The sequence below is a fragment of the Embleya sp. L77 genome (assembly GCF_055557415.1).
Genome location: NZ_CM145710.1, coordinates 561,304 through 573,960, shown reverse-complemented (window position 1 = coordinate 573,960; position 12,657 = coordinate 561,304). Strand labels below are relative to the sequence as shown.

At 70.6% G+C, this 12,657-nt stretch carries 13 protein-coding genes; 7 read left to right on the top strand and 6 right to left on the bottom strand.

Features of this window, described 5'->3' with window-relative positions; genetic code table 11:
* Positions 1-51: 51 nt before the first annotated feature.
* Positions 52-549: a MarR family winged helix-turn-helix transcriptional regulator gene (locus ACZOOI_RS32555; protein ID WP_465283148.1), complete on the bottom strand. Its 498-nt coding sequence runs from the start codon at positions 547-549 to the stop codon at positions 52-54.
* Positions 550-656: 107 nt separating this feature from the next.
* Between ACZOOI_RS32555 and ACZOOI_RS32550 the strand changes: the two genes are divergently transcribed.
* Together ACZOOI_RS32550 and ku are read left to right on the top strand one after the other, a co-directional pair.
* Positions 657-1,457: an alpha/beta fold hydrolase gene (locus ACZOOI_RS32550; RefSeq protein ID WP_465283147.1), complete on the top strand. Its 801-nt coding sequence runs from the start codon at positions 657-659 to the stop codon at positions 1,455-1,457.
* Positions 1,458-1,745: 288 nt separating this feature from the next.
* Complete coding sequence (gene ku, locus ACZOOI_RS32545; protein ID WP_465283146.1) at positions 1,746-2,852, top strand: non-homologous end joining protein Ku; 1,107 nt, start codon at positions 1,746-1,748, stop codon at positions 2,850-2,852.
* Between the two features lie 124 nt (positions 2,853-2,976).
* Here the strand turns inward: ku and ACZOOI_RS32540 are convergent, their stop codons facing one another.
* Positions 2,977-3,663 carry an SDR family NAD(P)-dependent oxidoreductase gene (locus tag ACZOOI_RS32540; RefSeq protein WP_465283145.1) on the bottom strand — a complete coding sequence of 229 codons (687 nt, stop codon included), beginning with the start codon at positions 3,661-3,663 and terminating at the stop codon, positions 2,977-2,979.
* Positions 3,664-3,764: 101 nt separating this feature from the next.
* Here ACZOOI_RS32540 and ACZOOI_RS32535 point away from each other — a divergent pair, with 101 nt between their 5' ends.
* The 3 genes from ACZOOI_RS32535 to ACZOOI_RS32525 all read left to right on the top strand — a co-directional run bounded on the left by ACZOOI_RS32535 (position 3,765) and on the right by ACZOOI_RS32525 (position 6,019).
* On the top strand, positions 3,765-4,364 hold the full coding sequence (locus ACZOOI_RS32535) for a TetR/AcrR family transcriptional regulator (RefSeq protein WP_465283144.1): 600 nt from the start codon (positions 3,765-3,767) through the stop codon (positions 4,362-4,364).
* Between the two features lie 103 nt (positions 4,365-4,467).
* Positions 4,468-5,340 carry a helix-turn-helix domain-containing protein gene (locus tag ACZOOI_RS32530; RefSeq protein WP_465283143.1) on the top strand — a complete coding sequence of 291 codons (873 nt, stop codon included), beginning with the start codon at positions 4,468-4,470 and terminating at the stop codon, positions 5,338-5,340.
* 220 nt (positions 5,341-5,560) lie between these two features.
* On the top strand, positions 5,561-6,019 hold the full coding sequence (locus ACZOOI_RS32525; protein ID WP_465283142.1) for an SRPBCC family protein: 459 nt from the start codon (positions 5,561-5,563) through the stop codon (positions 6,017-6,019).
* A 126-nt stretch (positions 6,020-6,145) separates the two neighbouring features.
* Here ACZOOI_RS32525 and ACZOOI_RS32520 read toward each other — a convergent pair whose 3' ends face one another.
* From ACZOOI_RS32520 to ACZOOI_RS32510, 3 genes are read right to left on the bottom strand one after another with little or no spacing between them, the layout of a single operon-like run.
* Positions 6,146-6,979 (bottom strand): ABC transporter ATP-binding protein, encoded by an 834-nt coding sequence (locus tag ACZOOI_RS32520; protein WP_465283141.1) that lies wholly within the window; start codon positions 6,977-6,979, stop codon positions 6,146-6,148.
* Between the two features lies 1 nt (position 6,980).
* Positions 6,981-8,024: a FecCD family ABC transporter permease gene (locus tag ACZOOI_RS32515; protein ID WP_465283140.1), complete on the bottom strand. Its 1,044-nt coding sequence runs from the start codon at positions 8,022-8,024 to the stop codon at positions 6,981-6,983.
* Positions 8,021-9,088: a FecCD family ABC transporter permease gene (locus ACZOOI_RS32510; protein ID WP_391583310.1), complete on the bottom strand. Its 1,068-nt coding sequence runs from the start codon at positions 9,086-9,088 to the stop codon at positions 8,021-8,023. Before ACZOOI_RS32510 ends, ACZOOI_RS32515 begins: the two co-directional genes overlap by 4 nt.
* Before the next feature lie 197 nt (positions 9,089-9,285).
* Here ACZOOI_RS32510 and ACZOOI_RS32505 point away from each other — a divergent pair, with 197 nt between their 5' ends.
* Together ACZOOI_RS32505 and argG are read left to right on the top strand one after the other, a co-directional pair.
* Positions 9,286-10,302, top strand: coding sequence for an ABC transporter substrate-binding protein (locus ACZOOI_RS32505; protein WP_465283139.1), 1,017 nt, complete (start codon positions 9,286-9,288; stop codon positions 10,300-10,302).
* Between the two features lie 257 nt (positions 10,303-10,559).
* Positions 10,560-11,984, top strand: a complete 1,425-nt coding sequence (gene argG, locus ACZOOI_RS32500) for an argininosuccinate synthase (protein WP_465283138.1) — start codon at positions 10,560-10,562, stop codon at positions 11,982-11,984.
* Between the two features lie 142 nt (positions 11,985-12,126).
* Here the strand turns inward: argG and ACZOOI_RS32495 are convergent, their stop codons facing one another.
* Positions 12,127-12,588: a DUF3237 domain-containing protein gene (locus tag ACZOOI_RS32495; RefSeq protein ID WP_465283137.1), complete on the bottom strand. Its 462-nt coding sequence runs from the start codon at positions 12,586-12,588 to the stop codon at positions 12,127-12,129.
* Between the last annotated feature and the right edge of the window lie 69 nt (positions 12,589-12,657).

The window sequence follows — 12,657 nt, the reverse complement described above, 5'->3', positions numbered from 1 at the left end:
GTGCACGGCGCTGGACGCCGCGGAGCCCGGCGGGGGAGGGAAGACGCGCCTTCAGCGGGGGGTGTCGCCGTAGGACCGGAGGAGCGTGGTCAAGGTCGCGGTGAAGTGTTCGAGGTCGGCGGGGTCGAGGGCTTCGAGGAGGCGGGCCTCGTTGGCGATGTGTTCGGGGAGCACGCGGTCGATGACCTCCAGGCCGCGGGGGGTGAGGCGGATCCGGACCGAGCGGCGGTCGACGGTGTCCCGTACGCGGGTGACCAGGCCCTTGGTCTCCATACGGTCGACGCGCAAGGTGATCGCGCCGGTGGTGACGAGCGAGGACTTGAGGAACGCGCCGGCGGTCAGTTCGTACGGTTCGCCCGAGCGCCGCAGGGTGGACAGTACGTCGAACTCGCCGGGCTCCAGGTCGTGGTGGGCCAGGAAGTCCTTGATCTCCTTGTCCCACATCCGGGAGATCCGCATGAGGCGGCCGACCACGCCGATCGGCCAGAAGTCGATGTCGGGGCGTTCGCGCCGCCATTGCGCGAGCAGTTCGGCCACGGCGTCGGGCATGTGCCCTCCTCGAAATATCTGAGCGCTCATCTAGTTGACGCTCACTTAAGTGCTGATTATCTTAGTGCTCATCTTATCGGCTCTGGCTTATCGAGTGGGTGCTCATCATGCCTTTCACCTCCCTCCGTGACACCGAGGTGCACTACGAGGTCGACGGCCGCGGTCCGGGCCTGGTGCTCGTCCACGGCACCGGCGGCGACGCCGAGAAGGTCTTCGGGAACGTCGTCGGGCACTTCAGCGACGCCCGCACCGTCGTCCGCCCCAACTTCGGCGGCAGTGGCGCCACCACCGACGACGGCGGCGAGCTGACCGTCGACCTGATCGCCGACCAGGTGGCCGCGGCCACCCGTGCCGCCGTCGAGGGGCCGGTCGACATGCTCGGCTTCTCCCTCGGAGCGGTCGCCGCCGCCGCGGTCGCGGCCACCCACCCGGGGCTGGTCCGCAGGCTCGTTCTGGTCGGCGGGTGGGCGCACTCGACCGGCCCGCGCGACCGGTTCTACTTCGAGACCTGGCGCACGTTGCTGGACACCGACCGCGAGTTGTTCAAGCGGTTCTCCGCGCTGACCGGTTTCAGTGCGGGCGCGCTGGACGGGTTCGGCCACGACGGTCTCGCGCAGTCCCTGGCCGACGAGTGGCCTCCGCCCGGGATCGGGCGCCAGATCGACCTCGGCGCGCGCGTCGACATCCGCGCACTGCTGCCTCGGATCACCGCCCCCACCCTGGTGGTCGGGCTCGGCGGCGACGCCATGATCCCGATGGCGGGATCCCGGCAACTGCACGAGGCGATCCCCGGCAGTCGGCTGGTGGAGGTCGCCGGCGAAGGGCACATGGACTGGTTCGCCGATCCCGGCCGGCTCGTCCGGATCACTCGGGAGTTCCTCGACGCCGCCCCCGCCGCTGCGGCTTGACCGCCGGCCGCGGAGTCGTGGATGGCCGAAGCGTCCTGATCCGTGGATCTTCAGGTGCGACAAAATGCGGAAATGGGGTAAACGGGATCCGTGCGATCGGCCGGGCATGTCGATCGCACCGGGGATGCACCGGGACATGCGTCGTGACGCGGGCGGCCCGCAGGCGGGTGGCCGTAGGCAGGCCGGCCCGTAGGCAGGCGGACAGGCCGGCCGGGGCGACGTCCGGTGCTCCCGCCGTTTCGGCCCGGTCGGCGCTGCCCGACCCGATCGTCGACAGGAGGAGCGGGTATGGCGCGCGCGATCTGGAGTGGGGTGATCAACTTCGGGTTGGTCACCGTGCCGGTCGGCCTGTTCTCCGCGATCGAGGACCACACGATCCACTTCCACCAACTCCAACGCGGCACCGCCGACCGGGTCCGCAACCAGCGGGTGAACGAGCGCACCGGCAAGGAGGTGGACTACGCCGACATCGTCAAGGGCTACGACACCGGCGACGGCCACTACATCACCGTGGAGCCCGACGAACTCGCCGACATCGCCCCGGGACGCTCGCGCAGCATCGATGTCAGCGCCTTCGTCGACCTGACCGACATCGACCCCATCCATTTCGACAAGACCTACTACCTCGCTCCCGCCAAACCCGAGTACGAACGCGTCTACGCCCTGCTCCTGCAAACGTTGGAACGTACGAACCGCGCGGGCATCGCCCTGTTCGTGATGCGCGGCCGCCAGTACCTGACCGCCCTGCGCGCCCAGGGTCGGGTGCTGACCCTGGAGACCCTCCACTTCTTCGACGAGATCCGCGACCCCGCCTCCGAACTCGACCACCTGCCGAAGAAGACCTCGTTCAAGGACCGCGAACTCGCGATGGCCGAACAACTCGTCGAGGCGATGGCCGCCCCCTGGCGTCCCGACGAGTACCACGACACCTACCGCGAACGGGTCGAGGAACTCCTGGAGAGCAAACGCCAGGGCCGCGAGATGGTCGCCGCCGACGAGGCCCCCGAACCGACCAACGTGGTCGACCTGATGGAGGCGCTGCGCCGCAGCGTCGACAGCGCCGCCGCACGCGCCGGCCGCTCCGGAACGGGGAAGCGCAAGGGCCAGGCCGCGGGCACTGCCAAGGGTCGTGCGGGAACGACCCGGCCTCGGGGGAAGAAGGAGACCGCCGCCGGCGCGAAGTCCCGGCCCGGCACGGGCGACAAGGGCCGGAAGGGCGGCTCGGCGGCGAGGAAGGCCGAGGACCTGTCCGCGCTCACCAAGGCCGAACTGGCCCGCAGGGCGGCCGATCTCGACGTCCCCGGCCGATCCAGGATGACCCGCGACCAACTCGAGGACGCCGTCCGGGAGGCCGGCGGCGCCGCACGCCCGCGCGGCGGCCGGAAGGCGTCCTGAAGCGTTCGATGCCGGGGATGGACCCACCCTCGATCCGGGCGGACGCTCGGCCGCCACCCGTCACTCGATGGCCGCCACCGTCAGCCGTACACGCGGTGCCGGCGCGGTGGCCCGCCCTGGATCGCTACCACGGGACGGTCTCGCCGTGCAGGTCCAGGAACTGGAGTCCGGGGGCGCCGGCCTGGGCTTCGAGGACGTCGACGACGGCCGGGATGCTCTCCTGGGGGGCCAACGGCGCGTCGAATCCGCCGAGCCGGGTCCGGTTGTGGCCGGGGTCGATGAGCAGCTTGGTGTGTCCGTCGTCGGCATGGCGGGTGGTGTAGCTGCGCATCAGCTGGTTGAGCGCGGCCTTGCCGGCCTTGTACAGCTCGTAGCCGTCCTCGGTGTTGCGCGAGATGCTGCCCTGGTCGGAGGACATGACCGCGACGGTTCCGCCGGGCACGACGAGTCCGCGCAGGGCCTCCAGGGCGCGCAGCGGGCTCAACGCGTTGGTGATCATCACCTCGGTGAACATGTCGGTCGGGACCTGGTCGATGGACAGGTTGCCCCGGTCGATCGCGGCGTTGACGAAGAGCAGATCGAGACGGACGCCCTCCAGGCGCTCGCGCAGCGCGGACAGGTCCGCGGGGCTGGTCATCTCCAAGGACTCGACTTTCAGCCGGCCGTTCGAGGCGTCGGCGTTCGCTTGCAGCTCGCCACCGCTTCGGCGGGTCGTGGCGATGACCTGCCGGCCGCGTCGAACGAGTTCGTTCGCGAGGACGAGCCCCAACCCTTGGGAGGCTCCGATGACGAGGGCTTGACGGTTGGACATGGCGGACACGCGCACTCCTTCGCGGTGGGGCGACTCTGTCTAGACGAGTCGTTGCGTCTAGACAGTAAACCACGAGGTCGCCGGCGGATATGGTGTTTCGCATGTCCGTCACGAGTTCCCAGCCCCGCAGACCGCGCTCCGGCAACCGGCGTGACGAGGCCGCACGTCTGGCCGTGCTGCACGCCGCGGACGATCTGCTCGTCGAGCACGGCTTCGGTGCCCTCACCGTCGAGGCGATCGCGCGCCGTGCCGGCGTCGCCAAGCAGACGATCTACCGCTGGTGGCCCTCCAAGGTGGAGATCCTCCTCGACACCCTCATCGAGGACAGCGACAAACGCCTGCCCTTCCCGACGGAGGAGCCCACGGCCGAGAGCATCCGCGGCTACCTGCGCCGCTTCGCGCGCTTCCTCACCCGTGACCCCGCCGGCAAGGTCCTGCTCGCGCTCGTCGCGCAGGCGCAGCACGATCCCGACACGGCCAGGAGCCTGCACGAGCGCTACCTCGGTCCGCGCCGCGCCCAGGAACGCGACATGCTCGCGCGCGCCGTCGACGCCGGTGAGATTTCGCCCCGGCTGGGACCCGACATCGCGATCGACGCCCTCGTCGGCCCGATCGTCTATCGGGCCCTGACCGGGTCGAGCATCCCCCGCGATCTGGTGGACACCCTCGTCGAGGACCTGCTCAGGCCCCGCTCGGCGTGAGTGTCCGCCCGGGCGCCCGCGGGACCGGTCGGCCGGGTGCCCTGTTCCCGGCCTCGATCCTGCCCGCCCGGACCGCAGGCGGCGAAGGCTCTAGGGTTGTGCCGTGTTCGATTCGCCCGACTTCGATCTGACACCGTACGCAGACTCCGACGTGGCCGCCGTGCGGCGCACCTATTGCAGTTGGGGTGAGGCGGGCTGGCGTTCGTTGCTCGTGCAGTGCTTCGACCACGCACCCGAGGTCGAACACTTCGGGCTTCCCGGGGTCGGCGACCTGCATCTGGTGCTCTGCGTGGCCGGGGACGTGGTCATGCGGACACGGTCCGACGGGCGGGCGATCCGCCGCCGCTGGCTTCCCGGCAATCTGGAACTCGTCGTCCCCGGCCGGTCGAGCGTACGCAGCTACCGGACGACGTCCGCGCTGCGCACCATCCAGGTGCACATCCCGTCGGCGACCGTCGGTCGAGCCGCCGCTCACCTGGGCGGTTCGGAGCCGGACTACGAAGCGCTGTCGGCCGCGGCGGACGCGGGCGATCCGGTTGTCGAACACCTCGTGCGCGCACTGCCCGCCGCCGGCGCGAACGACCTGTACGCGGAATCGGCCGCCGCGTTCCTCGCCGCGCACCTGCTGAACCGGGGCCGGCAGGAAAGCCTGCCGGGTCCCGAACACGCGGCGGTCCGGGTGGGCGTCGCGGTCATGCGCGACCGGCTGGCCGAGCCGCTCACGCTGGCCGACATCGCCGCGGAAGCACACCTGAGCGTCTACCACTTCATCCGCGTCTTCCGGGCGGCGACCGGGGAGACGCCGCATCGGTTCCTCACCCGACTGCGGATCGAGCGGGCGCAGCAGTTGTTGGCCGACGGCACCCTCACCATCGGACAGATCGCCGACCGTTGCGGTTTCGCGAGTCCCGGAGCGCTGTCCACGGCCTTCCTGAGTCGGGTCGGCGTCCGACCCTCGGTGTACCGCAAGATCTGATCGGTGATCGGCAATCCGGCGCATGTCCACGGGGCCGGCCGCGTCGCTAGGTTCGGACGGAGTCATACAGCCACGTCGTCGCCGCATGTTCGCCGACGGACCCGGACATGTCGGGTGTTCGTTCGGGGAGCCGCTTCGGGCCACCGCGACCCGGCGGTCGCGCTGCCCCCGGATGGCCCGTTCGCAAGGGTGTGCGGCAGCGAAGGAAAGGATTCGGATCTTGCGCAGCTACGACGCGACCGCGACCACGACGGCACCTTTGGCCGTCGTCTGGCGTCTGCTCGTCGACGCCCGTACCTGGCCCGTCTGGTCGACCGTCGACAGCCTGGACACCGAACGCTCCAGCGGGCTCGATCCGGACGGACGGGATCCGGTCGGGGCGGTCCGCGCGTTCCGTACCGGGCGGACGGTGACCGGAGAGCGGCTGACCGGGCTCGACGAGGAGAGGCAATTGACCTACGAGGACGCCTTCAACCCGGCCATCCGTGACTATCGGGCGGTCGTCGACCTGACACCCGCGGCCGACGGGGGCACGGTCATCCACTGGCACGGCACCTATTCCGCCCGTTGGGGAACGGGTTGGCTGATGCAGCGTGTCATGCGGGGCGTCATGCAGCGCATGGCCGACGGCCTCGCCGCACACGCGGCGGCCCAGTCATCCGATGCCGAAGCCCCGTGATCGGGCGTTGCCGCGGGGCGTTCGGCGTGGTCGACGATCGTGCGCGCAGGGCGCCGCCGGGCCGGGGCCGGGGTGGTGGGCGCCCGGGCCCTCCCGTCCTGGTGCGGGTGCGGGTGCGGGTGCGGGTCAAGCCTTGCCGGGTGGTTCGGTGGTCTCGCGTCGGCCGCCCAGTGGGATCACCAGCGGGACGCCCGAGACCGGGCACGGGATGACCGATGTGCGCAAGTCGAAGACCTCGTGGACCAGCTCGGGGGTGACGACGTCGGCGGGAGGTCCTGCGGCGACGACTCGGCCGGCGCGCATCGCGACGAGATGGTCGGCGTAGCGGCACGCGTGGTTGAGTTCGTGCAGGACCATCACGACGGTGCGTCCGTCGGTGCGGTTGAGGTCGGCGACGAGTTCGAGGACGTCGACCTGGTAGGCGAGGTCGAGATAGGTCGTGGGCTCGTCGAGCAGGAGCACGTTCGTGTCCTGGGCGAGCGCCATCGCGATCCATACCCGTTGCCGCTGGCCACCGGAGAGTTCGTCGATGGAGCGGTCGCCGAGGGCGGTGGTGCCGGTGACCGCCAGGGCACGATCGACCACGGCGTCGTCGGCCGAGGACCATTGCCGCCACCAGCGCTGGTGCGGGGTGCGGCCGCGGGCGACCAGATCGCGCACGCCGATGCCGTCGGGAGCGGTCGGCGTCTGGGGCAACAGGGCCAGGCGCAGGGCGAGTTCGCGTCCGGGCAGGTCGGCGATGTCGCTGCCGTCCAGGTGTACGACGCCGGCTGCCGGCTTGAGCAGGCGGGCCAGCGCGCGCAGCGCGGTGGACTTGCCGCACGCGTTGGGGCCGACGAGCGCGGTGACCTTGCCCGCGGGGATGTGCAGGTCGAGGTCTTCGGCCACGACGCGGTCGCCGTAGCCCAGCCGAAGACCGTGGCCGGACAATCCGGCCGGGTCCGGTGCGGTGGTGGTCACGTCAACCCTTTCCGGCCCGGTTGGTCCGGGCGAGCAGCCACATCAGGTATGGGGCGCCGACCGCGCCGGTGACGATGCCCACCGGCAGTTCGGTCGGCGAGAAGGCGAGTCGGGCGACCAGGTCGGCGGCGAGCAGTGTCGCGGCGCCGACCAGGCCGCTCGCGATCAGCGGGATGCCGGCGGTGCCGGTGAGTCGGCGGGCGATCTGGGGTGCGCCGAGCGCGATGAACGCGACCGGTCCGGCCGAGGCGGCGGCCACCGACGCCAGGCACGTGGCCACCACGAGCAGGGCGATGCGGGCGCGGCGCAGCGGCATGCCCAGGCTGAGCGCGGTGTCGTCGTCGAACTGGAGGAGTTGGTAGGGGCGGGCCAGGGCGAGCGCGAGGGGCACGAGGATCACCAGCGCGATGCCGACCCAGCGCACGTGCGCGTAGTCGCGCCCGTTCAGGCTGCCGGTGAGCCACACCATGGCCCGGGAGGCCTGGTCGATGTCGGCCCGGGCGAGCATCCAGCGGGTCAGGGCCATCAGTACGCCGTGCATCGCGAGGCCGACCAGCACGAATCGGTAGCCGGTGATGGTGCCGCCGCGATAGGCCATCAGGTAGATGAAGGCGGCGGTGAGCATCGACCCGGCGAGGGCGCCGAAGGGGACGGCGCCGAAGGACGCGGCGCCCGCCGAGGTGACGCCGCCGATCAGGATCGCGCAGACGGCGCCGGCGCTCGCGCCGGCGGAGATGCCGATCAGGTCGGGTCCGGCCAGCGGATTGCGGGTGACGGCCTGGAAGATCGCGCCGGACAGGCCGAATGCGAGGCCGACGAGCAGCGCGGTGAGGGCGCGCGGCAGCCGCAATTCGCGCACGATCAGGTCGGCGTCGCCGGAGCCGATGCCCAGCAGCGAGTCGACGACGTCGCGGATCGGGATGGAAAACGTACCGATGGACACCGACGCGACCAGGCCGCACGCGATGGATGCGAGCAGTGCGGTGGTGACGATCGCGACGCGGGGGCGCACGGACATGCCGAAGGGGCCCAGTTCGACTCTCATCGGGCGTGCTCCTTGAGCTTGCCGCGCTTGACCAGCGCGATCAGGAAGGGCGCGCCGAGGATCGCGGTGACCACGCCGACCTCCAGTTCGCCGGGGCGCGCCACCAGTCGGCCGACGACGTCGGCGCCGATGGTGAGGGTGGCGCCGGCGAGGCCGGAACAGGGCACGAGCCAGCGGGCGTCCGGGCCGGTGAAGGCCCGTACCAGGTGGGGAACGACCAGGCCGACGAAGGTGATCGGGCCGGCGGCGGCGACCGCGGCGCCGGCGAGCAGGATGACCGCGAGGGCGCCGAGGGCGCGGGTGGTGCCGACCTTGATGCCCAGGGTGGAGGCGAGGTCGTCGCCCAGGGCGAGGGCGTTGAGTCGGCCGCACAGGGCGAGGGCCAGGATCAGCCCGACGGCCACGAACGGCAGGAGGCGCACGCCGAGATCGGTGTCGCGTCCGGCCAGCGAGCCGACGGCCCAGAAGCGGTACTGGTCGAGGGTGCGGACGTCCAGGAGGACGAGCGCGTTGGTGAACGCGTCCAGCAGTGCGGTCACCGCGGCGCCGGCGAGGGCGAGCTTGGCGGGGGTGGCGCCGCCGTACCCGGTGCCGCCGACGAGGTAGGCGAGCAGGCCCGCGAGTGCGGCGCCGAGGAAGGCGAACCACACGTATTGGTAGGGGCTGGTCAGTCCGAGCAGGCCGATGCTCGCCGCCACCGCGCACGCCGCGCCCGCGCTGACCCCGATCAGGCCGGGGTCGCCGAGCGGGTTGCGGGTGATGTCCTGCGCGACCGCGCCCGCGACGCCGAGCGCGATGCCCACCAACAGGCCCAGGAACGTGCGGGGGACGCGCAGGTCCCGGACGATGATCGCGTCGCCCTCGCGGCTGCCGCCCAGCGCGTGGAAGACGTCCGTGAGCGGGACGTTCTTGGTGCCGATGGCGAGCGACGCGAAGACGACGACGGCCAGGGCCGCGAGCAGGGTCGTTGCCACGGTGACGCGGCGACCGGTGCCGTGGCGGTCCGGCGCCGGTGGTCGTTCGGGTGCCGCGCGCGGGGCGACGAGATCGGTGTTCGAGTGCACGAACGTAAGGTAAGGCACGCCTAAAATCCGGAAAACGCGACCCCGTCGCATCTGCCCGGAAAGGCAAGGCTAACCTCATCTCCACTTCCCCGGCCGAAGGTGGCTTCGCGCTGCCGCCTGCCCGGATGTCCCTTGCCGGATCGCCTGGCCCGGTCGGTCCTGTTGTCCCTGTCGTTCCTGTCATTCGTGGAGGATTCATGCTCACGCTCGGACGCCGTAGACGAAACGCCCGTCTCGGCCTCGTCGCACTCGCCATCGCGCTGACGGCGGGACTCACCGCGTGCGGCGAGGACTCCGACGACAAGGCTGCGGCTACGGACAAGCCCGCGGCGGCGTCCTCCGGCGCAGCGGCCTCCACCGCGTCGTTCCCGCGCACCATCACGCACGACAAGGGCACCACCACGATCAAGGAGAAGCCCAAGCGCGTGGTGGCGCTCGACAACAGCCTCGTCGAGGCGGTCGCCGCGCTCGACGTTCCGCTGGTCGGCGGCATCGGTTCCTACCGCGACCAGAAGGGCTTCCCGCCCTACCTCGGCGACGCGGTCAAGAACACCAAGGAGGTCGGCCCGCTCGACAGCCCCAACCTGGAACAGATCGCGCTGCTCAAGCCCGACCTGATCATCTCCGCGACCGTGCGACACGACCAGCTCTACGCGCAGTTGTCCAAGATCGCGCCGACCGTCTTCGTCAAGACCACCGGTCCGATCTGGAAGGAGAACGTCAAGCTCGTCGGCCAGGCGCTCGGCGAGGACGACAAGGCCAAGACCAAGCTGGCCGCGTACGAGACGCGCGCGAAGAGGATCGGCGACGCGATCAACGCGAAGGCGAACAAGCCCACGGTGTCCATCGTGCGCTTCGTGGACGGCCCGACGCGCATCTACCTGGGCAAGACGTTCAGCGGCATCATCCTGAGCGACATGGGCCTGACCCGTCCGGAAAACCAGCGCGACGCCGAGAAGTTCAACATCGAGGTCAGCGAGGAGCAGATCGGGCAGGCCGACGCCGACTACATCTTCATGACCTCCTTCTCCGGCGGTGAGGAGCGCAAGAACAAGTTCCTGGCCAACCCGCTGTGGCAGCGCCTGAAGGCCGTTCAGGCCGGACACGTGTACGAGGTCAAGGACGAGCACTGGATGACCTCGGTCTCGCTCCAGGGCGCGGACATGGTCCTCGACGACCTGGCCCGCACCTTCGCGGTCGACCCGGCGAAGTAGGCCCGCCCGCGGCCCTGCCCGGCTGCGCCGCGGCGCAGCCGGGCAGGGCCGTGTCGCGTGGGCGGGGGAGGGTCGGGTCCGCCCGGGCCCCGCTCGGCGGAGCCCGCCGGGGGCGGCGACGGGAGGTGGCCTTCCCGATCGAGTGCATAGTTTTGCTGGGAAGCGTAAATGTATGCCATGCTGTCGGTCTCGGGTTCTCCCGGGCTCACTCGTTACGATTCGGGGCCACGCGCGATCGGGCCGCTTGGGGTGCACACATGTCGAAGGTCTTGAACAAGCTGCCGGTCGGCGAACGGATCGGTATCGCCTTCTCCGGCGGGTTGGACACCTCGGTCGCGGTGGCGTGGATGCGGGAACGCGGCGCGATCCCGTACGCGTACACGGCCGACATCGGTCAGTACGACGAGCCGGATCTGGGCGACGTGCCGCAGCGTGGCCTTGCCTACGGCGCGGAGCAGGCGCGGCTCGTGGACTGCCGGGCCGCGCTGGTCGAGGAGGGCCTTGCCGCGCTGGCCTGCGGCGCCTTCCACATCCGCTCGGGTGCGCAGGCCTACTTCAACACCACCCCGCTCGGGCGTGCCGTGGTGGGCACGCTCCTGGTGCGGGCCATGCACGAGGACGCCGTCTCCATCTGGGGCGACGGGTCCACGTACAAGGGCAACGACATCGAGCGGTTCTACCGTTACGGTCTGCTCGCCAACCCCGAGTTGCGGATCTACAAGCCCTGGCTCGACGGGGAGTTCGTGGCGGAGCTCGGCGGCCGGCAGGAGATGTCCACCTGGCTGGCGGAACGCGGCCTGCCCTATCGCGACTCCGCCGAGAAGGCGTACTCCACCGACGCGAACATCTGGGGAGCCACGCACGAGGCCAAGCGTCTCGAATACCTGGACACCTCGCTCGAAATGGTGAACCCGATCATGGGTGTCGCCTACTGGGACCCCGAGGTGGAGATCGCGACCGAGGACGTCACCGTCGAATTCGAGCACGGTCGCCCGGTGCGCATCAACGGACGCGGGTTCGCCGACGCGACGGAACTGGTGCGCGAGGCCAATGCCATCGGCGGCCGTCACGGGCTCGGGATGTCGGACCAGATCGAGAACCGCATCATCGAGGCCAAGAGCCGCGGTGTGTACGAGGCTCCCGGCATGGCGCTGCTGCACGTGTGCTACGAGCGGCTGCTCAACGCCATCCACAACGAGGACACCATCTCCATGTACCACGTCGAGGGGCGTCGGCTCGGGCGACTGCTCTACGAGGGCCGTTGGTTCGACCCGCAGGCGCTCATGCTCCGAGACGGCCTGCAACGGTGGATCGGCTACCCGATCACCGGCAGCGTCACGGTGCGGCTGCGGCGCGGACAGGACTACTCGGTGCTCGACACGCAGGGCCCGAACCTCAGCTACCACCCGGAAAAGTTGTCCATGGAGCGCAGCGTCGACCAGCCGTTCGTCCCGGACGACCGGATCGGGCAACTCACCATGCGCAACCTGGACATCGCCGATTCGCGGAACAAGCTCGAACAGTACGCCGCGCACGGCGCGCTCAACCCGTGGAGCCGGCTCATCGGCGAGCTGACCCCGGGCGGCGCGACGGCCATCGCCTCGGGCAGCGAGGACGCCGAGGCGGTCGCGGAGGCATCCGACGCCCTCGACCACGCGGCCATGGAGTCCGGAACCGACTGAGCGGTCCGCGTCGTACCGACGTGCACGAACACCGAGGCCCCGAAAGGCGGTCGGCTCCGGCCGCTGCCTTTCGGGGCCTCGGTGTGCGCGGTGTTCGGTGTGGGCCCCGGCCGGATGCCCGCCCGGATCCGCCGGACAGGCCCTAAGCCAGCGCGTACATCCTGATCACCACGACGTCCTCGCCGTCCGGCCGGGCCAGCCCGACGAAGACGGTCTCGGCGAGGCGGCGGTGGGCCGGGGCGTCGGTGCGGAAGATCGGCGACGTGCGGTAGTAGTGGCCCTTCTCGGTGACCCGGAGGTCGCCGTCGTACTGGTCGGGGCCGTCCGGAGCGGGGTGGTAGTAGCCGCGGTTGACGATGTCGACGACCGCGCCGTCGTCGGCGCGGATCAGGTAGCGGGCCTCCAGTTCGCAGACTTCGCCGCGCGTGTTGCTCCAGTCGCCGCCACCGGGCAACACGGTGCCGTTGAACCAGGGTCCGGCGACCGTGCCGCCGACGATCGGGGTGAACTCGGTGGTCTCGCCGTCGCCGTGGCCGATGTGCAGTGTCTCGGCGACGTGGGCGCGGATCTCGAAGGCGAATTCGAGGGCGGGGGTTAAGGTCATCGACGGTCCTCGGTGAGAAGGGAAGGGAACGAAGGGGTCGGAAAATCCAGGGGGCGGAGTGTGCCCGGC